The sequence below is a fragment of the Ruegeria sp. AN11 genome, from assembly GCF_056536005.1.
This window is the reverse complement of sequence record NZ_JBQFJD010000001.1, coordinates 3,488,853-3,514,054: the sequence shown is the minus strand read 5'-3', so window position 1 is coordinate 3,514,054 and position 25,202 is coordinate 3,488,853. Positions and strand designations below refer to the sequence as shown.

Here is a 25,202-nt window from a genome sequence, read left to right as displayed (position 1 = left end):
ACTGGAACCCCCATGTGCAGGGAAGAACTTACGTCGGGACGAGTCGGATGGCTGAACTGAAAACACTGCAACTCAGGATCACGGGCATGGGATGCGCTTCCTGTGTCGGACGTGTGGAAGCGGCGCTGCGGGGTGTTTCCGGCGTAACTGACGCTTCTGTCAATTTCGCAACGGAAACGGCACAGGTTTCAATCGAAGGCCCCTTGGCACCGCTGGTTCAGGCGTTGGATAGCGTTGGATACCCTGCGGCAACCCAGCAAGCGACGCTGAGAATCGAGGGGATGAGTTGCGCCTCATGCGTGTCCCGGGTTGAACGGGCCTTACTGGCCAGCCCCGGTGTCATTGATGCGCAGGTCAACCTGGCGACCCAGACAGCACTGGTCTCGTACCTCGAAGGGACGACGACCCCCGAGGCACTGGCGCAGGTGTCGGACGGAATCGGGTATACCGCGCATGTCGACCAGGGGAATGCGCCTGATCCTACGCCCGCCGATAAATCGGACGAGTTGAACGTCCTCCGTCGCTCGACCCTGCTGGCGGCGGTTCTGGCATTACCGGTTTTTGTGCTTGAGATGGGCGGGCACATGGTCCCTGCCTTCCATCATTGGGTGCAGGCAAATATCGGCGCGCAAACCAGCCACATGATCCAGTTTCTTCTGACCGCGGTTCTGCTGGTTGGCCCGGGTCGTGTCTTTTATGCCAAAGGCGTCCCGTCCCTGCTGCGTGGCGCGCCCGATATGAATGCGCTGGTTGCCCTCGGCACAGGCGCGGCTTTTCTTTATTCAGTCATCGCCACCTTTGCGCCCGGAATACTGCCGCAAGGAACGGCGAATGTTTATTTCGAAGCAGCCGCCGTCATCATCGTGCTGATCCTTTTGGGACGCCTGTTGGAAGCGCGCGCCAAGGGTCGAACAGGTGCTGCGATCCGCAGGCTGATTGGGTTGCAGCCCAAAACGGCGCGGGTTGAAAGGGACGGCATGGTCGCAGACCTGCCCGTCGCAGACATTGTGGTGGACGACATCCTGCAAATCCGCCCGGGCGAGCGCGTTCCTGTAGACGCCGAAGTGCTGGACGGCACATCTTATCTGGACGAAAGCATGATTACCGGCGAACCGGTGCCGGTCGGGAAATCCGCCGGTGACACCGTGGTCGGCGGCACGGTCAACGGCACCGGGGCGCTGCGCGTCCGCGCCATACGCGTGGGGGCAGACACCGTGCTGGCCCAGGTCATACAGATGGTTGAAAAGGCGCAGGGCGCGAAACTGCCGATTCAGGGTCTTGTCGACCGCATAACCTATTATTTTGTTCCTGTAGTTATTGCGATGGCAATGCTTACAATCGCGCTGTGGCTTGTTTTTGGCCCCGAACCCGCACTGCCCCTGGCGCTGGTTGCGGGCGTTTCGGTGCTGATCATAGCCTGCCCCTGCGCGATGGGGCTGGCAACGCCGACCTCAATCATGGTCGGCACCGGGCGCGCGGCCGAATTGGGCGTTATGTTCCGCAAAGGTGATGCCCTGCAGCAATTGCAACAGGCGCAGGTCATCGCTTTTGACAAAACCGGAACGCTGACGTTGGGCCGGCCCGAGCTTGACGGCATTATCCCGGCCAACGGATTTGACCCGAAAAAAATGCTGCGCCTTGCCGCCGCGCTTGAGGCCCGGTCCGAACATCCAATTGCCACCGCGATCACAAGGGCCGGTCCACCGGATTTGCCTGAGCTGTCCGGGTTTGAATCGATGACCGGGCTTGGCGTACGCGCCGAGGTCGAAGGACAGGACGTCATGATCGGCTCAGCGAAGCTGATGATGCAAAACGGAATAGACATTGACGATCTGAGGACCGAGGCGGACAGGCGCGCGGCGTCGGGGGCCACGCCCCTGTATGTTGCCATTGACGGCGCGGCAGCGGCATTGCTTGCCGTATCCGATCCGGTCAAGCCGGGAACAAAAGAAGCGTTGGCGCAGCTTCGCGATATGGGGCTGAACCTTGCAATGATCACAGGCGACAACGCCCGCACCGCGCAGGCACTGGCTGATGAGTTGGGCATTGACCATGTCGTCGCCGATGTTCTGCCCGATGGAAAACTTTCCGCGATCACCGAACTGCAGGACAGTCTTGGCGTGGTAGCCTTTGTTGGCGACGGGATCAACGATGCGCCGGCGCTGGCTGCTGCAGATATCGGCCTTGCCATTGGTACGGGAACGGATGTGGCAATCGAGACGGCAGACGTCGTTTTGATGTCCGGCGATCTGCGGGGCGTCGCGAACGCCTTGGAAATCAGCCGCCGGACTATGCGCAACATCCGCCAGAACCTCGGCTGGGCCTTTGGCTACAACACGCTGCTGATCCCCGTCGCCGCGGGTGTTTTGTTTCCGTTTGGCGGGCCGCTGCTGTCCCCGGCGCTCGCGGCGGGGGCGATGGCCTTGTCCAGCGTCTTTGTTGTGACCAACGCACTGCGTTTGCGGCGGGTGAGCGTCAGCGCGCCCGTACCCTCTGCAATCCCAACAACCCAATCGGTGACACCATGAATATCGGAGACGTTGCCAGCCAGACCGGTCTGCCCGCTAAAACCATCCGGTATTACGAGGATATCGGACTGATCAGGCCCATGCGTGATGACAACGGCTATCGCAGGTTTCGCGAACAGGACGTGCACAAGCTGATCTTTCTGGGCCGCGCCCGTGCATTGGGCTTTACGATCGGCGATTGCAGGACACTGCTGGCCCTTTACGAAGATGAAACCCGCGCCAGTGCTGATGTCAAAAAGGTCGCACGCGATCACCTAGCGCAGATCGAAATCAAGATTGCGGATCTCAACGCCATGCGTGACACGCTAAGCCACCTGATTGACGCCTGCGCCGGAGACAATCGGCCCGACTGTCCAATCCTCAGCGATCTGGGTCGCAAAAGCTGACACGGGGTTGCCCTTTGCCCGCAGCTTTGCTTTGTCTCTGCTGAACATTCCGGCCCGCCACAAAACGGAGGCAGGGCCGGACAGCTGGGAGGATCATCTGATGGCAAAACTCGCGTTCCTAGGTCTGGGTGTCATGGGTTATCCCATGGCTGGCCACCTGCAGGCAGCAGGGCATGACGTCACCGTTTACAACCGCACGGCGAAACGGGCCGAGGCCTGGGTTGATCAGCACGGCGGCGCAATGGCGGGAACCCCGGCGGAGGCTGCGCAAGGCGCGGAACTGGTCTTTGCCTGTGTGGGCAATGATGACGACCTGCGCGCGATCTGCACCGGCGAGAACGGCGCTTTTGATGGCATGTCGCAAGGTGCCGTCTTTGTCGATCACACCACGGTATCCGCCAAAGTGACGCAAGAGCTTGCATCGGTTGCGGATGATAGGGGATTTGCCTTTGTGGACGCGCCCATTTCGGGTGGCCAGTCGGGCGCAGAGAACGGCGTTCTGTCCATCATGTGCGGCGGTTCGCAAACCGCCTATGAAAAGGCCGAACCGGTCATGCAGGTCTATTCGAAGATATGCCGCCGTATCGGCGACAGCGGCGCTGGCCAGTTGACGAAGATGAGCAACCAGATCGCCATCGCCGGTGTTGTGCAGGGTCTCAGCGAAGCCCTGCACTTTGCCGAAAAAGCCGGGTTGGACGGCCGTGCCGTGATCGAGGTGATCAGTCAGGGTGCTGCCGGAAGCTGGCAGATGGAAAACCGGCACGAAACGATGCTGGACGATCATTTCGACTACGGGTTCGCGGTGGACTGGATGCGGAAAGATTTGGGTATTTGTCTGGACGAGGCCAACAGGAACGGCGCGTCGCTGCCACTGACGGCATTGGTTGATCAGTTCTACAAGGACGTTCAGAAACTGGGCGGCGGGCGATGGGACACCTCTTCCTTGATCAAACGCTTGCGCGCGCTGGACTGAAGGCAAGGCGGCTGCCCCGTTTGCCGTAAGCGGCAGTTCACCCCCGAGATATATGGGCACAAAAGAAGAGATCGGCTTTGGGAAAGGACACAAAGCGCATGAATGATCTGACGCAATTCTGGGCGGACGCGCTGCGTGCGACCTGGGGGATCGAAGCGAGGCTGACCCGGCTGGACGGCGAATACGATCTGAATTTCCTGGCCGAAGCAACCAACGGACGGGACTACGTTCTCAAGGTGATGCGGGCCGGGTGTGAGGCCGAGTTTGTGGACCTGCAGGTTCAGGCATTGCGCCATATCTCATCCGAGGCCCCCGGCCTGCCGTTCCCGGCGGTCATCCCGGACCTGACCGGTGAATTGCTGCCCGAAATCCCTGACGATCAGGGTCAGCCAAGACTTGCCTGGTTGCTGGAGCGTCTGCCGGGCCAGTGCTACGCCAAGGCCGCGCCCAAAACCGACGAACTGATCATGAAGCTGGGCCGTGTTCTTGGAGCGACGGACCGTGCTCTGGAAAGGTTCGACCATTCAGGGCTGAGCAGGGAGCATTTCAAATGGGATCTGACACAGGCCCGGTGGATTTCCGGCAGGCTTGAGGTTGTTTCGGATCCCAACCGGCGCGCGTTGCTGACCGAAATCTGTGATGGGTTCCATGAGGTATCCGGCAGGTTGGCCGCAATGCCCAGGCAGGCCATCCACAATGACGCAAACGATTACAACATTCTTGTTGAGGGTGAGCTTGGGCAACGCCTGAAGATCTCGGGCCTGATTGATCTGGGCGACATGTGTGCGGCGCCGCGTATCTGTGACCTCGCAATTGCCGGGGCCTATATTGTTCTGGATCATCCCGGGCCTGAACGCGCCCTGACGGCGCTGGTGCGTGGCTATCACGCCGCCAACCCGCTGCGCACCGACGAAGTCGACCTGATCTGGCCGTTGCTGCGGATGCGTCTGGCGGTGTCTGTCGTGAATTCGACTCTGATGGCGGCTGAAAACCCGGATGATCCCTATGTCACCATCTCTCAGGCTCCGGCCTGGCGGTTCCTAGAGAACACATCCGTCAATGGCGGTCTGATGCCCGCCCGTCTGCGTGCGGCCTGCGGGCTGCCGGTCACGGACGGGGCCGAGCGTATCCACGCCTATCTGTCCGACCACCGCGGCCAGTTTGCGCAGATGTTCGGGCAGGATCTGGCGGATGTGCCGATGGGATCGCTTTCGGTTGAAAATTCGACCTGGCCTCAGAACCCGTTCCACATGCCTCTGGAAGAGGCCGCCCGCGTGGGCGCCGAGTTCGGCGATGGCCTGTGGCTGGGGTATTACAACGAGCCGCGCCTGATTTATGCCGAGCCGGGTTTCCGTAAGGGACCTTGGAAGGCCTCGGACCGGCGGACTGTTCATCTGGCCGTTGATGTATTCGCGCCCGCCGGAGCCGTGCTATTTGCCCCGATGAGCGGACGTGTTGAAGTGGTCGAGAACCGCGACGCCCATCTGGATTATGGCGGCGTTGTGATCCTGCATCATGAAACCCCTGAAGGCGATCCGTTCTATACCTTATATGGTCACCTGGACCCCGAGGTCTGCGCCCGGCTGAAGCCGGGCGATCCCGTCGCACAGGGCGCGGCCTTTGCCCGCCTCGGGGATGCCAGTCAGAATGGAGGCTGGGCCCCTCATGTGCATTTCCAGCTGGCCCTGACCACCGCCGGGATGGAGGCGGACTGGCCCGGTGTCGGCGACCCGGACGAGATGTATCTGTGGCACGCAGTCTGTCCGAACCCTGCGGCAATATTGAACCTGCCGGACGACAAGGTGTTTTATCGCCCGACCGACAAACAGGCGATCCTGCGCGGGCGCCAAGACCATTTCGGTGGCAACCTGTCGCTGACCTATGACGATCCGGTCATGCTGGTTCGCGGCTGGAGGCATCATCTGTTCGACGAGTGGGGCCGCCCCTATCTGGACGCCTATAACAATGTCCCCCACGTGGGTCATGCACATCCCCGCATTCAGGCGGTCGCAGCGGACCAACTGAAGCGGATGAACTCGAACACGCGCTATCTTCACCCGGCTCAAACGGCATTTGCCGACAAGATTCTGTCGAAACTGCCGGATCACCTCGAGGTCTGCTTCTTCGTGAACTCGGGGACCGAGGCGAACGAACTGGCCTTGCGGCTGGCGCGGGCGCACACAGGGGCAAAGGGGATTGTAACGCCGGATCACGGCTACCACGGCAATACCAATGCGGCTGTGGCGATCTCGGCCTACAAGTTCAACAAGCCTGGCGGTGTGGGGCAGGCGGATTGGGTCGAACTGGTCGAAGTGGCCGACGACTATCGAGGTTCATTCCGACGTGACGATTCCGACCGTGCCGCGAAGTTCGCAGACTTGGTGGACCCCGCGATTGCTGCATTGAAGGCCAAAGGACATGGGGTTGCGGGCTTCATCGCGGAAACCTTCCCATCGGTCGGCGGCCAGATCATTCCACCCAAGGGCTATCTTCCGGCCGTTTACGAAAAAATTCGGGCCGCAGGTGGCGTTTGTATTGCGGACGAAGTGCAGACCGGCCTTGGCCGGCTGGGCGAGTATTATTTCGGCTTTGAACATCAGGGGGCACTGCCCGACATCGTTGTCATGGGCAAACCCATCGGCAATGGCCATCCGCTGGGCGTTCTGGTCACGACCAAGGAAATCGCCAACAGCTTCGACAATGGCATCGAGTTCTTTTCGACTTTCGGCGGTTCGACCCTGTCCTGCCGGATTGGCAAAGAGGTGCTGGACATCGTCGACGACGAGGGATTGCAGGACAATGCCCGGAATATGGGTGTACGCCTGATGGACGGCCTGCGCGGGATTGAGGCTGATTTTGGCTGCGTCGGGGATGTACGCGGGATGGGTCTGTTTCTGGGCGTCGAACTGATCAACCCTGACGGATCGGAAGGAACCGAGATCTGCAAGTTCGTCAAGAACCGGATGCGGGTTCATCGTATTCTGATCGGGAGTGAGGGTCCAAAGGACAATATCCTGAAGATTCGCCCGCCGCTGACGATCGAGGCTGAAGACGTGGACATGATCCTTTGGGCCTTGAGAAGCGTTCTGAGCGAAGTGGGTGATTATGCACCCACCCCAGTCTGCGATCACGACCACCATGTTGGTTGCAGTTGCTGCTGAATTCAGAAGAACCCCGCTGCGCAGCTCGGGGTTCTCTCATCATTCGGTCTCTTTCAATGTAAAGTAGCTGCCGGGGTATGATGCCCCGTGTTGGGCAACGGAGCCGAGATGGTCATTCGGCGCAGCGCCAGCCCAAATTCTTCGGACAGACAGACAAGCGCCGGTGCAAAATCCGGCCTGATAATAAGCGAGGCCATCATCATCGCATCCTCTCGCGCCCCTTCGGATGCGGCAGCAATCATCTGCGCAAAGCAGTTTTCGTCCGCACCCAGGCATGCGCAGTTCAAGCCGTGGCGTATCAGAGGTCGGCGCCCATGGTTTGCGCACAGCGAGCACAACCTGTCCAAGGTCAGCATTGCGGCGCGACCGTGATCATTACCCAAAGCGATTTCAAAATCGCTTGCGGCATCAGCGCGGCCGTTGGCACCGTTTCCCCACAGCCGCAGATACATGACGGCTCCTGCCTCGACCGGGCTCAGATCCGCCAAATGTCCAACCGTTGCCCCGCCGCGCGAGGACTGCGCGCTCATTTCGTGAGGATCAGCTTGCCGGCACGGGTGATGCGCAGCGTGTACAGCTGGTCCCCCAACTCGATATGAGCCAGATTTCCACCCTTGGTCAGGTCTTCCGCCTTATGAGCTGGCAACATGGAAACGGCATAGGCCTGGCTTGGATTCGGGTTCTGCATGTTCATCGGGCAACTCCGGATAGGTTTTGGCAAATCGCTTTGATCTGATTGCGCTTTTCAACGATCTGGCTGACCCGGAGCCGGGTTGGCTGACTGTCTGCGCCTTAATCTGATTATTTTACTCAGGTTTGTCAAGCATGTGCCTTCACATTTCCGCATAACTGTTTGATTGCGTCGGGCCGGGACACCGGGTAGGTCTTGGAACGCATTGATACCGGTGGACATTTTTTGTGACTGCAACCCTTGTATTCGATCTGGATGGAACCCTGCTCGACAGCCTCGCCGACATTGCGGCGGCGGCAAACCGAATGCTGGATGATGTCGGTCATCGACCGTTGGAACTGAACACTATCCGGCAATTCGTTGGAAACGGCCTTCCCAAACTGGTCGAGCGGGTCATCCACCATTGCGGCCTTCCCCTTGAACAGCATTCCGACCTGACACAGAGAACCCTGGCCCACTACAACGCCGCCAGCAGCGTCCACACCGTTGCGTATCCCGGCATGATCCAGGCGCTGCATGCGCTCAGCGAAATGGGCTGTGCGATGGGTGTATGCACCAACAAACCCGAACGGCCCGCCCGGCACATCCTGGAAGCGCAGGGAATGTCAGGTTTCTTTGATGCTGTTTTCGGTGGCGATACCTTGAACATACGCAAGCCCAATCCGGCCCATCTTAATGCCTGCTTCGAAGCCCTGCCCGACACAGGACCGCGGCTGTTTGTCGGAGACAGCGAGGTTGACGCTGAAACGGCACGCCGCGCGCAGGTGCCTTTTTTGCTTTTCACCAATGGTTACCGGAAATCGGCCATTTCGGACATTTGCCATGATGTCGTGTACAACGATGCATTGGAACTGCCCGCGCTTGTCGCGCGGTTGGCGACTGGTCAGGCCGGAGATCTGTAAACTTGCCTGAAAGGGGTAAGGGGCCGGCCGAGGGGGTAAGTAGCCAGCCCCTTCTTGGGGGAAAAGTGGTTTGGTCTGTTTAGACCCGGTATCTGAAATACATAATTAACGATTCGCGGCTGACAGCGATATTGGGGGATTCCCGTAGGACCCAGTTTTCACGCCCATGAACACCGATTTTCCTGACAGAATGCGGCTCGAGGATTGGTGGCCAATGCCGCAGATACTTGAGTGTATCTGGCCTGGATTGCCCCACTGGATTGGCCGGATGCATCCCGGGGGCAAAGATCGGATTGACACCTCAGCCCAAATCATGAAAGTGCCGCGGGGTTACAAGACAACCTGAGGGTCATGACGTCAGCATCACCTGTCACGGCAGGACAAGCGCTGAGTATCGTTGGCAATCAATTGCGGTGCTGTTAGATTGAGGGCAGAAACGAAGAAAATTTCGCTCAACCTGACAGTTTGGCTGAATCGTGTATCGGCCCACTAATATTGCAAGATTACAAATAGTTGGCCTATGAAGGGGCGAAATCATGAAAGTGCCGCACAGCTCAGACGCAGAAAACACTTCTGGCTGCTGCAACGTTGTCGTGCCCGTTCACCGGGAACTAACGGACACGGAAATGGCGGCCCTTCTGCACAATGTCAGGATACTGAAGTCACACGATGTCACCATTCTGGGGCCAGACGCTCTGTGCGATTACCTTGACAACACGGTCACAAAAAACGTCCTGCGGGAAACGGAAGGAACAGCGCGGTCTCTTTGCCTGTCCGATTCCCATTTTGTCAGCATCGACTCGTACAACCAACTGATGATCAGTCAGGAGTTTTATGACCAATTTGCTGATTTTTCCTACATCCTGATTTGCCAGGTCGATTGTCTGATCATTCAGGATCATCTCGATTCCTGGACCGCGCATGGATATTCCTTTGTCGGAGCGCCGGTTTTTGACGGGTACAGCCAACCAAACCTGCCGTATGACTTCACCGGTGAACTGAACGGTGGATTGTCCCTTCGCAAGATCAGCGATTGCCGTAGGGTGACGCATGAGGCGCTTTTCCTGACTTGCGCAGGTGCCGTCAGAATAGCCAACAAGGTTGGTGCCGTGGCCCTGGCAAACCTAGTGCTTCGTCTGTTCGGAAAAACAATCATTCCCGTAAAACCCGGCGTGAACGAGGATGTGATCTGGACAAACCTGGTGCCGCGTTATTTCAGCGGGTTTACAATTCCCACGCCGATGCAGGCGTCGCGGTTCGCGTTTGAAGCCGCGCCGGAATACCTGCTGGAATGCAACGACGGGAAGCTGCCATTTGGCTGCCACGCCTTCCAAAGATACGGCAGTAAGTTCTGGCGCAAGTATTTCCCGGACGAGTATTTCAGCACGGACCGGTAGCCCTGCCCGCGCAATACTCACCAGTCTAAAAAAAACCGCAGATCAGAACGCGATGGGACTAGTCCACCAGATTGCGCAGGTATCTTCCGTATGCCGTTTTCCGGAACAATTCCGCGCGTTTCAGAAGCTGCTCCTGCGAAATCCAGCCGTGTTCGAACGCGATTTCTTCTGGGCACCCGACCTGCTGACCTTGCCGGTTCGATAGTGTGTGCACGAAGTTTCCGGCTTCAAGCAATGACGCATGTGTGCCGGTGTCCAGCCAGGCATAACCGCGCCCCATCTGCCTGACGCGTAATGTTCCGTCGTCCAGGTACGTCTCAAGCAGGGACGTGATTTCAAGTTCTCCGCGTTCCGACGGCTTGACCTGCCGCGCACGCTCTGGCGCGGTTCCGTCCAGAAAATACAGTCCCGTCACGGCATAGTTCGACGGTGGCACTTTGGGCTTTTCAACGATGCTCTGCACTGCGCCGGTCGCATCAAAGCCAACCACGCCATAACGTTCCGGGTCGGCCACGCGATAACCAAAAACGGTTCCGCCTGTGCTTTGCGCATCGGCCTTTTGCAGTTGGGTCGGTAGACCATGGCCAAAGAAGATGTTGTCCCCCAGCACCATCGCCGACGGCGCGCCGTTCAGAAACTCTTCGGCCAGCAGATAGGCTTGCGCCAGACCGTCCGGCGACGGCTGGGTGATGTAGGTCAGTTCCAGACCCCACTGGCTGCCATCCCCCAGCGTGCGCTGAAACTGGTCCTGATCCTGGGGCGTGGTGATGATGCAGATCTCGCGGATTCCCGTCAGCATCAGTACCGACAGCGGATAATAGATCATCGGCTTGTCGTAGATCGGCAGAAGCTGTTTGGACACACCCATCGTGATCGGGTACAGACGGGTGCCCGAGCCGCCGGCCAGAATGATACCTTTACGGTTCGTCATGATGAAATCTCTTTGCTGTTCAATACGTCGCGCAGGCCGGCCCGCCAATCGGGGCGTTCCAGACCGCAGGCAGACAGGCTGCTGCAGTCCATTCGCGAATTCAGGGGCCGTTTGGCCGGAGTAGGATAGTCAGAGGTCGGAATACCCGTAACAGTCACGGACCGACCGGCTTGCGAGAAAATCTCGCGCGCAAATCCGGCCCAGCTGACGTCCGGTGAACCGCCAAAATGCAGGGTTGCGCTGTCCATCTCACCAGCCATCAGGCGGTCGGCCAGATGCAGGCAGGCCCGCGCGATGTCCGCAGCCGGGGTCGGGCCGCCAATCTGATCGTCTACAACGTTCAGCGCATCCCGGGTTTCAGACAGGCGCAGCATGGTTTTGACAAAGTTGTTGCCATGGGCCGAGAACACCCACGAGGTGCGCATTATGGCATGGCGGCAGGTGCTCGCCCGGATCGCCGTTTCACCAGCCAGCTTTGTGCGGCCATAGGTGTTGATCGGGTGCGTGGCATCTTCCGGCCGGTGCGGGGCCTCACCCGAGCCGTCAAATACGTAATCGGTCGAAATATGCACCAACGGAATGCCCAGCGCGGAACAGGTCCGGGCAATGGCCCCAACCGTTGTGCCGTTGACGGCCATTGCTGTCTCGGCCTCATCTTCAGCCCGATCCACGGCGGTATAGGCTGCGGCATTGATCACCGCTTGCGGCCGGTGCGTTTCGATGGCGGCCTGGCACTGTTCCGGGTTGGTCAAATCCGCTGCATCGCGGCCAAGAAACACGATCTCGCGCTGGCCCGCATTCAGGGCGATTTCCTGGGCGACCTGCCCGGTTTTTCCAAAGACAAGGATCATTTTCCCGTCCCCAGTCGCTGACCAACACCGTCGCGGTTTTGCAGCGCGCGCCACCAGTCTTCGTTGTCCAGATACCACTGGACGGTTTTTTCCAGCCCTTCCTCGACGGTTACGGACGGGCTCCAACCCAACTCATTGCGAATGCGGGTCGGGTCTATGGCATACCGTGCGTCATGGCCGGGGCGATCGGTTACAAAGGTGATCTGGTCTGCGTAAGACCCGCTGTCTTTTGGACGTTTGCGGTCAAGGATTTCGCAAAGGGTTTTGACCAGTTCCAGATTGGTGCGCTCGTTTTCGCCACCGATGTTGTATGTGCGGCCAACTTGCCCCTTTTGCACTACCAGCAGAAGCGCATCCGCGTGATCTTCCACGTACAGCCAGTCACGGATGTTCGAACCATCCCCGTAGATCGGCAGCGGCTTGCCCGCCAGAGCATTGAGGACGATCACGGGGATCAGCTTTTCAGGAAAATGGAACGGCCCGTAATTGTTCGAACAATTGGTCAGCACGACCGGCAGGCCGTATGTTTCGGCCCAGGCGCGAACAAGGTGGTCGCTTGCCGCTTTCGAAGCGGAATAGGGCGAGCGGGGGTCGTAGGACGTCTCTTCGGTGAACTGAACCTGCGGGTCAGCAGGCAGCGAGCCATAAACCTCATCCGTCGAGATGTGGTGAAACCGGAACGCCGCGGGCTGACCCATGCGTGTCCAGTAGGCTCTTGCAGCTTCGAGCATCTGATAGGTGCCCGTGATGTTGGTTTCGATGAAATCGCCCGGCCCGTCGATCGAGCGGTCAACGTGGCTTTCCGCCGCCAGGTGCATGACCGCGTCCGGCTCATGTTCTGCAAACACCTTGTCCAGGGCTGCGCGATCACGAATATCGGCCTGCACAAAACTGTAATTGGGGTGGTTGGTCACACTGGCCACGTTTTCAAGACACGCCGCGTATGTCAGCGCATCCAGGTTGACCACGCTGTGCCCGTCACGAATGGCCTGACGAACAACTGCGGATCCAATGAACCCGGCCCCGCCGGTCACGAGAATTTTCATTTCTGACCTTCATATACAAACGGATTGTCCAAAGCCGCCAGTGTCACGGCCGCTTCATCCTTGGCGCTCAGCACAGGATCAATTTCCAGCTCCCAGTCGATACCGATATCGGCATCGTCGAACCGGACCGAGCGGTCGCAGTCCGGGGCGTAGTAGTCCGAGCACTTGTAGACGATCTCGGTGTCCGGCTCACGGGTGACGAAACCATGCAGGAACCCGGCCGGGATCAGCAGTTGCTTGCCGTTCTCGGCACTCAGTTCAACGCCCACCCATTTCCCATAGGTCGGGCTGCCCTTGCGAATATCGACGGCCACATCAAACAACCGTCCGCGCCCACAGCGCACCAGCTTGTCCTGCGCGTGAGGCGGTGTTTGCATATGCAGCCCGCGCAGCGTTCCCACCGTTGCAGATACCGAATGATTGTCCTGAACAAACTCGAAGTTCAGCCCTGCATCCTCCATCCGCTTCCGGTTCCAGCTTTCGGAAAAGAAGCCACGGTTGTCGCCAAAGCGTGCTGGTGTAAGGATTTTCACACCTTCTAATGAAGTATCTTCTATCTGCATCAAAAAACTTCCTGCCGTTTCAATCGCAAATGTTCGGTTTGTCGGTTGCCCACCCTCTAACCCGCCTGATGTGGAATTACCACCACGCGAACGTGATTTCGGCAAGAACCACCGGACGGCCTCAGTTGCAATCTGTTTCATCTGTGCAAAACTGTCTCCTGCCCGATGCAGGGTGGTTACAGAATTTTGGGGAGTTCCGATTTTGCCCGTATCTGCTCGACTGAGCCTGTGTTTTTTCATGGCTTGGCTGTCTTCGGCTTGGGCAAGCGACGCCCCATGGCCCCCCATTCTGATCGATCCTTCCAGCCAGTTGCACGGCCCTGCGGATCTGGTCTTGCCGATGCCTTGTGGCGGTGGCATGGCCTTTCAGAAAGTCAACGTGCCGGTCGATATCGCCCGCCCGTTGTCGGACCGACCCTTTCGTATGGGGCAGTCTGACGCCGATACCGCTTTTTCGGACTACCTCAAGCCCACCTATCTGCGCGGGGCATTCGACGACCCCGAAAACAGTGTCAGCTACTATTATATTGCCCGGTACGAATTGAATGAGGCCCAGTACCGCGCCATCAACATGAATTGCGACGGCGGCTTCAAGCCGGTCGAAGCCCGGGCCAAAGGCGGATTAAGCTGGTTCGAAGCCGTGGATCTCTCGCGCGCCTATTCCGAATGGCTGATGCAGAACGCCCGCGACAGCCTGCCCCGGCAGGGTGACCGCACCGGCTTTCTTCGGCTACCAACTGAACCTGAATGGGAATACGCCGCCCGTGGCGGTGCCAAAGCAGACGCCTCGGTTTTTGCCGCCCGCAGGTTCTTTTCCGAAGGGACGTTGTCCGATTACGCCGCCTATCTGGCGCCTGGCAGCGGCAGCACCAAGCTCAGCATCATCGGAGCGCGACGGAAACCCAACCCGCTGGGCCTTTTGGATATCTATGGCAATGTTGAGGAGTTGATGCTTGAACCGTTCCGCCTGAATGCCATCGGGCGCAGTCACGGCCAGTCTGGCGGACTGGTCACGCGTGGCGGTTCGGTCGATCAGGAAGACGCGCAAATCTACACCGCGCGCCGTAATGAATACCCGATGTACAGCAGCCTGAATGGACAGGCTCTGGCCGGCGAATACTTTGGTGTCAGGCTGGTCATCAGTGCCGCCGTGGTATCCGAAGACCGCTATGACGCGATCCGTGATGGCTGGACGCAAGAGGCTGATCGGTCCTCGGAAGAGCAATCTGACCCACTGGCGACCCTGAACGCGCTGCTGGAAGAGGAAGTGGACCCCCGCCGCAAATCTGCCTTGGGCGATCTTCAGCTGGAATTTCGCATCGCGCGGGAACAGGCTGCGGAATCCCTGTTTCAAGCCGCAAAATCCACACTTCTGAGCGGGGCAGCTTTCGTGGAGACCTTGATCGAAGGCAGCCGCGAAATTCAGCAACTGGAACGGGACAGCCTGCGCCTGCTGGACACGATCAAGGTCACGGTCGGCAATCAACGCACCCAACTGATGCAGACATTGAACCTGAACCTCGACCGGCTGGATGCCTTGCGGGCAAGCCGGGATACGTACTTGCTGTCTTACCGGGCAACGCTTGAGACCTTGGGTTCCGACGTCGAAGCAGAAATCCGTGAACGCGCCTATGAAGGGCTGGCGCAGGATCTGGCCCAGGCGGAACAGGCGCAGCTTTTGGCAATGCTCAACCGGTTCTGGACGGATATGGGGCTTTATCTTGAAGAACCGGACATGGAGAAAGATCAACTGCTGCTGATCGCTATTCAGTAGGGTGAACCTGTGCGGTTTGTGGACCCATTCATTTGGCTGAGCGGCCCCCGCAAATCTGAATGACAAAAAGCTGTTTCGGGCAAAAAATCCGGGCACGCTCCGTCCCTTGGTGCCCTAATGCATGTTTGCGCTATGGGTCAGACTTGAGGCCAAAAAACCGAAGAATAAAACCAACTCTTTGAAAAGAAACCGCAAAGCTCGAACTTCCCTCCGATCCTGAGCGATAACATTTTTTGTAACGGGCTATTTTGAACGGCGCTGGCTAGCGTTGGTCCCAGATAGTTTTTTGCTTAGGGGGTCGACAATGGCACGCAGTATTTTCAAACACACGCTGGGCGGCGCATTGGCCGCATCCATGTTGATGACAGCATCGGTTGAACGCGCAAACGCGGGCGCGAAGGAAGTGATCGGTACAGCGATGCTGTTATGTCTCGCCAATCCAAACATCTGCCCAAGAAACAAACCAAGACCTCCCGGCAGAAAGCCGGTCCCAACGCCCGTTCTAAGCGAGGAAGAACGTCAACAAAACCGCGACGTGCAAAACGCCTTGAACACATTCGGCTTTCCGGTCGGAAACGCTGACGGAGTATTGGGCCGCCGGAGCCGCGCAGCCATCCGCGATTATCAATACTTCATGGGCGATCCCGCCAACGGACGCCTGTCTCAGTGGGAACGGGATACATTGATCAACGCATGGCGCAAGTATCAGGCTGGCGCGGGCAACGCATATCCCCGTCTAATGGCCGCCGAAGGCCCACGTGGCCTGCTGAAGCTTGAACGCAACCCCGGCTATGCTGGGCATTATGGCGACGGGCAGCAGCCGCAGCCATACCCATCGCCACAACCCTTAGACGGTGGTATTGTCGATCCGAACAAATCGTCCCCGCCACCCATCATCGGCGAACTGCCCAAACGCATAGGCACACCCGTCAAATCTGTGGCCGCGCGTTGCGAACTGGTGGATGCCACCTCGAAAATCCAGGGCGGACTGATCCACGCGGACAATGTGACCGATCATCATCAGGCGCTGAGTGAAAAACTGTGCGAGGCACGCGGGCTTGTCATTACTTTGGGACAGTCCTCGCAGTCCCATTTCGCAGTTTCCGAAACCGAAATGACGGAAATCTGCAATCACATCAAAGCCACATTCTCGGGCACAATCAGTGCTCTTCCCGGAACGCCGGTGCAGTCCACCCTGGACAGCGCGCGGAATGCGAATGCTACGCTTGGGCTGAATATGCCCCAGATTGCCCGGGACTATGGCGAGATCTGCACAGGAATGGGGTATCGCATGGACGACGCAGAGATGGCGCTGGCCGGTGCCCTTTCACTGACCGCATCCGGCCACGCTGCATATGGCGAACTGGTTGGCCACCACCTGCGGGAAGGTTTCGGCACGGCCGAAGCTCCGAAGGCGTCGGTCGAGTGGTATGCGAACGCGATGACGGCACTGGAAAATGGTGCGCCGGCCGTTTTCATGGCCAGCGCCACACAGGATCGCATCAGCGTAATCCGCAAGGCAATGCAAATCGCGGAAACGCAGGCTGCACTTCACGGTGTTCCCGTAAATGCCCAATGGTCGGCAGGTAATTGACGATTTATCGAGATACTGTTTCGACATTAAGGGTCATTACGCCTGAATTGTCGAAGTTTTAGGGCGCCATCCCCACCCTCGGCGTCCTAAAATTATTTGTTTTCAATGCTCAATTGCATGGGTGCAAACAGGTGACATTTTTTGTAACATGCACTGAATCACATGTTTAAGTAAGAATAGCGATATAGATTTTGGGTAAGGAGGTGACTTAAAGATGCCACGTCATATTTTAAATAATTCCGTCGGCGGCGCATTGCTGGTCTCCCTGATGATTACCACGGGCGTCAGCCGCGCAAGTGCAGATTTGGCAGATGTGATTATCGGCGGCGGTGCCGCTGTGATCCTTGGGTGCGCTACAGGCGCAATCAACTGCAACAAAAACAAAAAACGCAGCCAAACGACGACAACGCGCCGCTCGACGGTGAATTCTGCCCAGCGGCAGCAAAACCGTGAGGTTCAGAGCGCGCTGAACGGCTTCGGCTGGAATGCGGGAACGGTCGACGGCGTGATGGGAAACCGCAGCCGCGCTGCGATCCGTGATTATCAGGGTTACATGGGATACCCCCAGACCGGCCAGCTTTCGGATTGGGAACGTCAGAACCTGGTCAATGGATGGCGGCAGTATCAGTCAGGTGCCGGTGGCGCTTATCCCCGTACGATGGCTGCTGAAGGCCCGCGCGGATTGCTGAACATCGGTCGTGACCCCAATTATGCCGCACGTTATGGCGACAATGCCGGGCCGAACTACGGTGCAAATACTCCCAATTATGGCACCAACAACAACGGCATTGTTGACCCGTGGGCCAACAATGGCACTCAGGCCGCAGCTGCGCAGCCCCTGAACCAGGTACCACGCCAGCAGGTCCCGCAGGCGGTCATTCCCGACCAGCCCCAGCAGGGTGGCGGTCAGGTTATCGGCAATGGCGGCACGGTGCCAAAGCTCAAGCCCCTGAAGCCGGTTGGTCAGCCCACTGTATCCGCCGCTGCGCGGTGTGAACTGGTTGACCAGACAACGCGCATTCAGGGCGGTGTGGTTCAGGCGTCGAACATGACAGATCCGAACCAGGCACTAAGCGAAAAGTTCTGCGAAGCACGTGGATTTGCCATCACGCAAGGTGGATCGCTCGCGTCGCAATACGCGGTGTCCGAAAACGAGATGACGGAGCTGTGCAGCCAGATTGCAGGCGGGTACTCCGACGTCATGTCCGGCCTGCCCACAACGGATCAGGCACAGGTCATGCCGGCGGTGCAATCGACCGCCACCCAGTTGGGTCTGAGCGACGCCGCAACAATGGGCGTCTATGGCCAGATCTGCCTGGGCATCGGTTATCGTCTGGATGATGCCGAAATGGCTCTGGCTGGCGCATTGACAATGATGGCTGCGGGTCAGGCTCCTTACGGAGAGCTGATTGGGCACCACCTGCGTGAAGGGTTCGGTGTGCCGGCGACCCCTGCGGCAGCGGTTCCGTGGTATGTGAACGCGATGGATTCACTGGAAAGCGGTGCAACGCCTGTTTTCGTCCCCAGCACGACAACCGAACGGGTTCAGGTCATCCGTTCTGCACTGCAGGTACAGAACCAGCGTGCAGGAAACAACGGGCAAAGCTTGCCCAGGGTGGTTCCGGTTGCAAATACGCTGCCGCTACTGACGCCCAAGGACTAAGCTACAACTGCCAAAAAAAGCAAACGGGCCGCCTGATCAGGTGGCCCGTTTGCTTTTGTGGCGCAGGTCAACCGTCAGCCTGCGCCAATCATCAGGAACGGGGCCCAGATCGACGGGTGGGAATTCGGCAGTTGGGTCTGATCGCGGCTCGTGTCGTCAAAAAGAGATTTCATCGACTGCCTCAGCGACTCGGCCTTGCTGGTCTGATTTTGCGAGGCGGTCACGGTGCGGGTAATCAGCGCCTCGGCGGCGCGATCATCTACGCGCCAATGCGAAACAAGCATATTGCGCACGCCAGCTGAGAAAAAGCCCTGAACCAACCCCCCCAGACCTTCGCCGCCGATCGAATCTTCCCCTGCCGTGTCGCAGGCCGACAGAATGACCCAGTCGGCACCAATATCGAGCTGCGCGGCCTCGGAGGCGGTCAACAGGCCATCGCCAGTGAAACTTCCTTGCGCCGGGGCAGTCGCGTCTGGCGTCAGCGCCAATGCGGGTTCGGCCAACCCTTCGAACGCGCCCGACAACAACCCATGCGTCGCAAAATGCAGAATTTGCGCCTGCGCCAGTTTGCCTTGGTTGTTGAGCGCAACGATTTCCGCTTCGCTTGCTGAGGAACCCAACCGAATGTCGCTGCGGGTCTCTCCGAACAACCCTGCCAGCGTTTCAACTTCGCGCCGGGTGCCCGGCAAACGCGGAAGCGCGCGTACTGCGGTTGCTCGTTGCGAGACCGATCCGCGCATAACGATGTCTGTCTGAGGCAAGGCCGCCAGTTCCGCCCCCTGAAACGCAGGGTCGCCAAATCCGACATATGCCAGCCTGGAGGCTGGTTGCTCGGGGACCCGGGGACGTTTTCGCAGGTTTTCAAGGGCCGCGACGGACGGCACAACCCGCAGCGCGCGCTCATGCCCCAACCAGCGTATTTCGCGCAGGTCCTTTGCGGTGCGACGGTCCTGCAAATGTCGGCCCGGGTCATCCACGATCAGGGCCGCGAAAGGTATGCTCAGCGTTTCACCGTAGGGGACCAACGTCCAGGTCGACTTGGAACCAATCAGATCAGCTATTTCCGGCGATCCGAAAAACGTCTTGTGCAGTCGTTCTGCGGCATCGAAAGCAAACGGGGCGGCATACCGCGTCGCTGCGGCGCCCGACGCGCCCTGCACGTTGGCAAGCGGCGCCCGCAATTGGGCCATATGCTCTGGCGACTTCGGGTCAAGCGTACGCTGGAGATCAAGTATGTCCTGCACCAGAACGTTCCACTTCTGAGGCAATTCAACCATCGCCGCGCCGTCCCGGGTCACGGCAAGAACCAGCCCTTTGATCCCTTTCTTATGCGCGCTCTGGGTTGTGGCTGTCAGGATCATGATCACAGCCTCATCCGGCGCGATTACCTCGCGCTGGATATGGCCCATCGTCAGCGGCGCAGGGATTTGCCATTCGAAGTACTCGGAAAACTGTGCCGACATCCGGGACCGCAGACGGTCCAGATCCGAATTCTGAACATCGTTCCCGACCCGCTGGGCCAAAGTCGCTTTCTGCCATTGCGCCGCAAGTTGAACCAGATCGGGGTTTTGCGCCTTGTCCCGGATCGCCGCACGGGCCACAGCGACAGAGGCGGGGCCGTAACCCGCCAGTTGCATGGCCTCAAAGGCCATCTGAACATAGAGGTTCTTCTCCTGCTCACTGCCGGTTTCGGCAGCCTTGAGCGCTGATGAGGCGAACAACTCACCATACACCTGGCCAATCAGGTATACTTTTGCCCCGCCCGCTATCCCTTCCAGCCATTGAAACCCGCGCAGATAGTTCAACAGGTCGACTGTTCCATTCTGGAAGACGGCTGCCGCAGCAGAGAATTGCCCGCCTTTGAGCAGTGCCGACCCATGCGCGTCCACCAATCGGTAGTTGATGTCCAGATCGGGTATGGAACCCGTCCGCTGTTCTCCTTCCCGCTTTTCGATCTGGTTTCTTATGACTGCCAGCGCGGTTTCAATTTGTCCGGCTTCTTGCAGGAAAAAGGCATAGTTGAGTTGTGATGCATAAGCCTCAAGCCGCTTGCCTTGCGCCTCCTCTGCGGCGGCCAGTCGGCGCAGCATTTCCAGATCCGAGGCCGTGGGTTTCTTTCCCGCCTCTGTTCCATCCCAGAACGCAAGCTCCTCCTTGGGCCGGTCCAAGGCGACGTTGGCCTGAATTTCCTTGTCCTTGGCCTGCAACCTGCGGGCCTGGACTTGCAGGGTTTCGCGGTGATCCGGTCCCAGTTCACGCGTCAGGATATCGATGGATCGGGCATATAGCGGCTTGGCCCCTTTGAAGTTCTGGCGGAAATTCACCAGGTGATCGGCCACTGCGAAATAGACTTGGGCCTGCTGCCGTTCAGGGACCGCACCCGGGTCCGAGACGATCAGTTCAAGCGCCGCCATCATTTTGGCCTCATAACTCTCGAACTCGAGATTAGCCAAATCATGTCCGGCCAGCGCCAGCAGCGCAGCAAGACGCTGAGCAGGATCCTCGCTGGACAAGGCATCATCCGCAATTTGCCGGTTCAACTCGCGGGCTGCGAACTTCCGCCCCTCCGCGCGTTCGATATCCTCCAGCGTTCGGCGCGCCCATTGAATAATCTCGTGCCCCTGAGGCAGTTTGCCCTGCGCCGAGGCAAGAACGTCCTCAGTAACGGATCGCGCCTCATCCAGTCTGCCAACACGCTCCAGCGCAATTCCGTATCGCAGCCGCGCGTAAAGGTGGGACTCGCTGTCAACCGCGTTTAATCTTTTGCCCAGTTCAGACGCTTCACGTGTAGGTTCAAGCGCTGCTTCATAGGCTTCCATCGCGTTCAGGGTATTGGCCAAACCGTTCAATGCCACTTGCAGCTTGCGGCCTTCCGTGTCGTGTTCCCGCGCGATCCCGACCATGTTTTCAAACATTTGCCGGGCGCCATCCAGCTGGTTTGTATCCAGAAGAATTGCGCCAACCAGAATACCGGTATCCAAACCTGCAGCGCTGTTTAACAAACCCAGTTGTTCAAGATCCCGCAGCAGCTCTGAGCTGACACTCAGCGCTTTTTCGTGGTGTCCGAGCAGTTGCAGAAGACTTCCGTATTCATAGCGGACATACAGCCCGTCTCGCTGAAGCCACAGACCCTCAATCCGGGCTGCGTCGACCGATTTGGTGTAGGCGTGCAATGCGTCTTCCCTGTCGCCGATGCCGAACAGGATTTCTCCTAGTATCCCATATTGCGCGACCCCGTTCCGTCCTTCGGTGCGCAGGCCCCGGTCGATCATGGGTTCCATCTGCCTGACAAGTTCCCGGACCGTGGCATGATCCTGTGCAACGAAGGCCTGACCGGCTCGGTTTTGCAGCGCTTCCAATTCGGCAGAGTTCTGGTTCTGGGCGACGACCGGCAGGGCCAGAGCCAGCAATAGCGCGAAAACAGCGCCGGGCAGGCGGATGCCGATCAACCCGGCGCCTCGCAATCTTGATGGGGCGACTGTGGAACAAACAACGCGACGCGCCCCTGACTGCCGCCGGCATTCGTGATCCGCAACGTCGCGTTGACGCAACTGTCAATCCAGACATCCACCAGCGCCGCAATCCCTTCAATGCCGGTCTGCGGGCTGATGTCTGCGGCGATGCTGGTTCCGTCCGAGCCCACGAGTTCAACGTCGATATCAGCCCCACCAGACCCGCGCCACAAGCGAGCCTCGATCCACGTTACTTCCGAGCCGACAAGAAAAACGTCCGTTTCATGAGTTTCCCCTGGCGCAAGCAACAGGTCCAGACGGGCGGCGCCACCAAGCTGACCCCGGGATCCGGTTTCGAGAACCGCGTCCAGCAAATCCGCTCCTCCGGGCATGTCACGCAGCGCGTCGGCTAAAGGCAAGACCGAGAACGGATCGTCCTGGTCCAGAGTGCCGCCTTCCTCAAGCAACACAGCCAGACTGCTGGCAAGGGCCTGCGGTTCGTTTGCTTCAACGGCCCATTCTGCCACAACCAGGGCGCTTTTGCGCAGGTCGGCCGCCTCGGCCGATCCACCCTGACCAAGGAACATCAGGCTCAAAACAGTCAGAACCGCAATGTTGACTTTACTGCGCACCGCGTTCGGCCCCCACCTCTGCAACGGTTTTCAGCGGAATAATAACGGCACCGCTTTGCTTGATAACAGTTTCACCGACGGAACGGGTTTTGGCCAGCCCGAATCCGGCTTCGGTCAAAAGCGAGGATAGCGAGTTGGCAGGCGCAGATCGGGTTGCGGGCGGTGCGCGTTCGTCCTGTAAATAACGAAAGTCAACCGGGTCCGACCCAGGTTTGCCGCGTTCGGCCAGGATCAAAACATGCATCTGACCAGTAGCCAGCACTGCCCCATCCGGCCCACGCGTGGCTTCGGTATAGCGCAGGGTATCGGTCTCTCCTGCCCCTATGCGCCAGCCGCCTTTTTCGGCATCCCTGTATCCCGACAGGAAATACACCTTATTGTCCGGCGCGACATAAAGGGGCGTCAGATCAACCGGCCAGGGATTGCGATTGTGAACGGAGACCAACACTGTGTCACAGTGGCCAACCTGCAGGATGCCCTGAGGTGCGAACTTCGGCTCAACCTGAACCGCCAAAGCCTCCTGACATACAAATTCTTCGTCTGCTTCACCGGGGATGCGACGGGCACTGGCGGTGATCCCGTGCGACAAGGGGCTGGTCTGCAATATCGCCGCAACCGAGATCAACGCGCGCGACTTTGCGGCCTGCTGCAACATCTGCTCCAGCAGAGGCAATTGGGTCGCATCAAACGGAACAGACAGCGCATCGCGCGCACCGTCGGGAACGGGGTGCAGCACCAGCCGGTCCTTATTGGCGACGATTTGAATGTCCGGATCGTTCTGATCAAGGCGCAACCGTGGCTGCAGGTCCGAGATAATCTGAGCAATCTGCTCCTCAAATTGCGAGCCAGCAGATAGCAGCGACAGCCCTACTGCCAGCGAAAGATCTGTCGGGCGCGAAGAAACCTTTGCGGCCAGGCGGGGCGCGCGGTGCTGAAGCCAGCGCATTCGGAACTGTTCGGGGTCCAGACCCTCGGCTTTGATCTTCTCATCCAGTGTGGCGCGGGTGGTTTCCGGAAGCGGGGCAGTGGCTTGGGTCAGCGTCACTTCGGTTGGCGACACATCGAACAGCAAGGCGCCATCGCTGTCCTCGACTGAAAACACCGTATCTGTCGTAACGCCATCGATGACACCAGCCTCGACAACAACGAGGTCCAAAATGGAGACGGCAAACCGGTCCGACACTCCGATACCCTCAGAAAGCATGGGCTTTGTACCCAAAGCCCCTTCAAACCGGGGGTCTGCACGCCCCCAGCCAATATCCCAGAGCGTCGCGGAAACCTGTCTGGCCAGTTCTGAATATGTGGGGGCTTCGGCACTTCGCAACGCACTGGCCAGCGCCCATGTCAGCAGACCATGAACCGTTGGCGAACCCGGCGGTTTCAACTCGTAGGCCAATGATCCAGCCTCGGCAGCATAGAAGCCGGTAAAGTGACCGGGTGCGAGAGTACTGGCTTTCGACAGGTCCACGAGTGGTTCGGCAACCGGGCTGACTGTCTTGACGGGCCTCAGATCGACAAAGCGCGCAACGGCTGTCTCACCCCGCCGAAAGCTGCCGGAATGACAGGTATCCGCAATCAGCCACACATTCGCCCCGGCGGCGATCATCCGGTCTATTCTGGCCCCGATCTCATCGTCCCGGACAACATTGACCGGCGCGTCATCGGCATCAAATGCAAAATCCGAGGGCAAGAAAACCTCATCCAGCCCGTCCACCTCGGATGTGTCCGAACCGGACGCAATCTGCGCACCGTGGCCCGCCATGTAGATCGCTATCTTGTCGCCCGCCTGCGCCTCTGCTGCCAACCGATCCAGCGCGGCCAGAATATTGGCGCGCGTTGGAGTTTCGATAGAAACACCCTCAGTTTCAGTCAGTTCCGGAGAATCCGACAGCACTGAAATCTTTTCTATTGGAACACCTTTGCCAGCAAAAACCTGCGTCATCAGCGCCACGTCCGGGCCCGGTCCGGTCAGGGCTCCACCCAGGCGGGCCAGATCAGCAGTGTAATTCATCACGCCAATCAACAGCGCTTTGCGGTCGGGATTAGCGACGGCCGCACCGGCCGACAGAATACATCCCGCTAACAGAAAAACGCGGATCATGGGTCTACAGGCCGGGTTTCAATGACGACCCAGTCAGGGCCACCCGGCACATGATTGATGTGTATCTCACCTTGCAGGCCTGCAGGCACACAGTTCCAGTTCTGCGCCTCACGTCGGCAGGACGCCCCCGACAGACCAAACACCTGCCGCGCTGAGACGCCTGTTGCGGAAGCAAAGGACGCAACACCCTGCCCCTGTGGGGGGGCGAACCGACTGCCGCCTGGGACAATCCAAACCGTGTTTCGCAAAGACTCAGGCGAGGTATTGCTAATCAAACGATCAAACCGCTCACCCAGTTCTTTGTCCCCTCGCATCAAAAACCGCGCCTCGGCCTGATAGCGGTTTTGCAGTTGCGTTGCGGTTTCGCCTTTGGGGGCGTGTGCGGAAACAATCTCGAGCGCGGTTAGCAACAGGGGCGCGTTTTCAGTTGATACGGCCCAGTCGGCAAGAACCAGACCGGCAGAGACCCGGGCCGCCGCACTGTCTGGTTGTGCCTGCATTCCCGTTGGCAGGACGATCACAAGAAAGGCTGAAAACACTTTTGCCTTCATCATGGC

General features: G+C 58.8%; 19 protein-coding genes. 9 read left to right on the top strand and 10 right to left on the bottom strand.

Annotated elements, in window-relative coordinates; translation table 11 throughout:
• Positions 1-47 precede the first annotated feature (47 nt).
• The 4 genes from ACR3EQ_RS17415 (at position 48) to ACR3EQ_RS17400 (ending at position 7,048) form a co-directional block, all read left to right on the top strand.
• Positions 48-2,528 carry a heavy metal translocating P-type ATPase gene (locus ACR3EQ_RS17415; protein WP_480491360.1) on the top strand — a complete coding sequence of 827 codons (2,481 nt, stop codon included), beginning with the start codon at positions 48-50 and terminating at the stop codon, positions 2,526-2,528.
• Positions 2,525-2,914, top strand: coding sequence for a Cu(I)-responsive transcriptional regulator (gene cueR, locus ACR3EQ_RS17410; RefSeq protein WP_170619721.1), 390 nt, complete (start codon positions 2,525-2,527; stop codon positions 2,912-2,914). The genes ACR3EQ_RS17415 and cueR overlap by 4 nt, the downstream gene beginning before the upstream one ends.
• A 100-nt stretch (positions 2,915-3,014) precedes the next feature.
• Positions 3,015-3,887 (top strand): NAD(P)-dependent oxidoreductase, encoded by an 873-nt coding sequence (locus ACR3EQ_RS17405; RefSeq protein WP_170615879.1) that lies wholly within the window; start codon positions 3,015-3,017, stop codon positions 3,885-3,887.
• A gap of 98 nt (positions 3,888-3,985) precedes the next feature.
• Entirely contained in the window at positions 3,986-7,048 is a 3,063-nt protein-coding gene (locus ACR3EQ_RS17400) for an aminotransferase class III-fold pyridoxal phosphate-dependent enzyme (protein ID WP_170619720.1), read from the top strand.
• A 53-nt stretch (positions 7,049-7,101) separates the two neighbouring features.
• On the opposite strand, the gene ACR3EQ_RS17395 is transcribed toward ACR3EQ_RS17400, so the two are convergent.
• On the bottom strand, positions 7,102-7,578 hold the full coding sequence (locus tag ACR3EQ_RS17395) for a hypothetical protein (protein WP_170615876.1): 477 nt from the start codon (positions 7,576-7,578) through the stop codon (positions 7,102-7,104).
• Positions 7,575-7,742: a hemin uptake protein HemP gene (hemP, locus tag ACR3EQ_RS17390; RefSeq protein WP_170615874.1), complete on the bottom strand. Its 168-nt coding sequence runs from the start codon at positions 7,740-7,742 to the stop codon at positions 7,575-7,577. The genes ACR3EQ_RS17395 and hemP overlap by 4 nt, the downstream gene beginning before the upstream one ends.
• 224 nt (positions 7,743-7,966) lie before the next feature.
• On the opposite strand from hemP, the gene gph reads away from it, so the two are divergent.
• A complete protein-coding gene (gph, locus tag ACR3EQ_RS17385) occupies positions 7,967-8,641 on the top strand; it encodes a phosphoglycolate phosphatase (RefSeq protein WP_170615864.1) in 675 nt (224 codons plus the stop codon).
• 626 nt (positions 8,642-9,267) lie between these two features.
• Positions 9,268-10,038: a DUF5672 family protein gene (locus ACR3EQ_RS17380; protein WP_480491357.1), complete on the top strand. Its 771-nt coding sequence runs from the start codon at positions 9,268-9,270 to the stop codon at positions 10,036-10,038.
• 58 nt (positions 10,039-10,096) lie between these two features.
• On the opposite strand, the gene rfbA is transcribed toward ACR3EQ_RS17380, so the two are convergent.
• From rfbA to rfbC, 4 genes are read right to left on the bottom strand one after another with little or no spacing between them, the layout of a single operon-like run.
• Entirely contained in the window at positions 10,097-10,969 is an 873-nt protein-coding gene (gene rfbA / locus ACR3EQ_RS17375; RefSeq protein ID WP_170615860.1) for a glucose-1-phosphate thymidylyltransferase RfbA, read from the bottom strand.
• Positions 10,966-11,820, bottom strand: coding sequence for a dTDP-4-dehydrorhamnose reductase (rfbD, locus tag ACR3EQ_RS17370; RefSeq protein WP_170615858.1), 855 nt, complete (start codon positions 11,818-11,820; stop codon positions 10,966-10,968). The genes rfbA and rfbD overlap by 4 nt, the downstream gene beginning before the upstream one ends.
• The gene (gene rfbB / locus ACR3EQ_RS17365; protein WP_480491355.1) at positions 11,817-12,866 is read right to left on the bottom strand and encodes a dTDP-glucose 4,6-dehydratase; all 1,050 of its coding nucleotides are present in this window, start codon (positions 12,864-12,866) and stop codon (positions 11,817-11,819) included. The genes rfbD and rfbB overlap by 4 nt, the downstream gene beginning before the upstream one ends.
• Positions 12,863-13,429: a dTDP-4-dehydrorhamnose 3,5-epimerase gene (gene rfbC / locus ACR3EQ_RS17360; RefSeq protein WP_170615854.1), complete on the bottom strand. Its 567-nt coding sequence runs from the start codon at positions 13,427-13,429 to the stop codon at positions 12,863-12,865. The genes rfbB and rfbC overlap by 4 nt, the downstream gene beginning before the upstream one ends.
• Before the next feature lie 238 nt (positions 13,430-13,667).
• Between rfbC and ACR3EQ_RS17355 the strand changes: the two genes are divergently transcribed.
• The 3 genes from ACR3EQ_RS17355 (at position 13,668) to ACR3EQ_RS17345 (ending at position 18,460) form a co-directional block, all read left to right on the top strand.
• Positions 13,668-15,203, top strand: coding sequence for an SUMF1/EgtB/PvdO family nonheme iron enzyme (locus ACR3EQ_RS17355; RefSeq protein ID WP_170615852.1), 1,536 nt, complete (start codon positions 13,668-13,670; stop codon positions 15,201-15,203).
• Between the two features lie 304 nt (positions 15,204-15,507).
• Positions 15,508-16,797 (top strand): peptidoglycan-binding domain-containing protein, encoded by a 1,290-nt coding sequence (locus tag ACR3EQ_RS17350; RefSeq protein WP_170615850.1) that lies wholly within the window; start codon positions 15,508-15,510, stop codon positions 16,795-16,797.
• 214 nt (positions 16,798-17,011) lie between these two features.
• Positions 17,012-18,460 carry a peptidoglycan-binding domain-containing protein gene (locus tag ACR3EQ_RS17345; RefSeq protein WP_170615848.1) on the top strand — a complete coding sequence of 483 codons (1,449 nt, stop codon included), beginning with the start codon at positions 17,012-17,014 and terminating at the stop codon, positions 18,458-18,460.
• A gap of 74 nt (positions 18,461-18,534) precedes the next feature.
• Here ACR3EQ_RS17345 and ACR3EQ_RS17340 read toward each other — a convergent pair whose 3' ends face one another.
• From ACR3EQ_RS17340 to ACR3EQ_RS17325, 4 genes are read right to left on the bottom strand one after another with little or no spacing between them, the layout of a single operon-like run.
• Positions 18,535-21,909, bottom strand: coding sequence for a CHAT domain-containing tetratricopeptide repeat protein (locus ACR3EQ_RS17340; RefSeq protein WP_480491353.1), 3,375 nt, complete (start codon positions 21,907-21,909; stop codon positions 18,535-18,537).
• The gene (locus tag ACR3EQ_RS17335) at positions 21,906-22,544 is read right to left on the bottom strand and encodes a hypothetical protein (RefSeq protein WP_170615844.1); all 639 of its coding nucleotides are present in this window, start codon (positions 22,542-22,544) and stop codon (positions 21,906-21,908) included. The genes ACR3EQ_RS17340 and ACR3EQ_RS17335 overlap by 4 nt, the downstream gene beginning before the upstream one ends.
• Positions 22,534-24,645, bottom strand: coding sequence for a caspase family protein (locus ACR3EQ_RS17330; RefSeq protein WP_480491351.1), 2,112 nt, complete (start codon positions 24,643-24,645; stop codon positions 22,534-22,536). Before ACR3EQ_RS17330 ends, ACR3EQ_RS17335 begins: the two co-directional genes overlap by 11 nt.
• Positions 24,642-25,199 (bottom strand): hypothetical protein, encoded by a 558-nt coding sequence (locus tag ACR3EQ_RS17325; RefSeq protein WP_170615840.1) that lies wholly within the window; start codon positions 25,197-25,199, stop codon positions 24,642-24,644. Before ACR3EQ_RS17325 ends, ACR3EQ_RS17330 begins: the two co-directional genes overlap by 4 nt.
• Positions 25,200-25,202 lie beyond the last annotated feature (3 nt).

Coding starts and splice junctions, on each gene's coding strand:
- rfbA (WP_170615860.1), bottom strand. CDS start 10,969: ATGACGAACCGTAAAGGTATCATTCTGGCCGGCGGCTCGGGCACCCGT.
- ACR3EQ_RS17400 (WP_170619720.1), top strand. CDS start 3,986: ATGAATGATCTGACGCAATTCTGGGCGGACGCGCTGCGTGCGACCTGG.
- ACR3EQ_RS17330 (WP_480491351.1), bottom strand. CDS start 24,645: ATGATCCGCGTTTTTCTGTTAGCGGGATGTATTCTGTCGGCCGGTGCG.
- ACR3EQ_RS17355 (WP_170615852.1), top strand. CDS start 13,668: ATGGCTTGGCTGTCTTCGGCTTGGGCAAGCGACGCCCCATGGCCCCCC.
- ACR3EQ_RS17350 (WP_170615850.1), top strand. CDS start 15,508: ATGGCACGCAGTATTTTCAAACACACGCTGGGCGGCGCATTGGCCGCA.
- ACR3EQ_RS17380 (WP_480491357.1), top strand. CDS start 9,268: ATGGCGGCCCTTCTGCACAATGTCAGGATACTGAAGTCACACGATGTC.
- ACR3EQ_RS17345 (WP_170615848.1), top strand. CDS start 17,012: ATGCCACGTCATATTTTAAATAATTCCGTCGGCGGCGCATTGCTGGTC.
- rfbC (WP_170615854.1), bottom strand. CDS start 13,429: ATGCAGATAGAAGATACTTCATTAGAAGGTGTGAAAATCCTTACACCA.
- cueR (WP_170619721.1), top strand. CDS start 2,525: ATGAATATCGGAGACGTTGCCAGCCAGACCGGTCTGCCCGCTAAAACC.
- ACR3EQ_RS17325 (WP_170615840.1), bottom strand. CDS start 25,199: ATGATGAAGGCAAAAGTGTTTTCAGCCTTTCTTGTGATCGTCCTGCCA.
- ACR3EQ_RS17405 (WP_170615879.1), top strand. CDS start 3,015: ATGGCAAAACTCGCGTTCCTAGGTCTGGGTGTCATGGGTTATCCCATG.
- ACR3EQ_RS17395 (WP_170615876.1), bottom strand. CDS start 7,578: ATGAGCGCGCAGTCCTCGCGCGGCGGGGCAACGGTTGGACATTTGGCG.
- rfbD (WP_170615858.1), bottom strand. CDS start 11,820: ATGATCCTTGTCTTTGGAAAAACCGGGCAGGTCGCCCAGGAAATCGCC.
- hemP (WP_170615874.1), bottom strand. CDS start 7,742: ATGAACATGCAGAACCCGAATCCAAGCCAGGCCTATGCCGTTTCCATG.
- ACR3EQ_RS17415 (WP_480491360.1), top strand. CDS start 48: ATGGCTGAACTGAAAACACTGCAACTCAGGATCACGGGCATGGGATGC.
- rfbB (WP_480491355.1), bottom strand. CDS start 12,866: ATGAAAATTCTCGTGACCGGCGGGGCCGGGTTCATTGGATCCGCAGTT.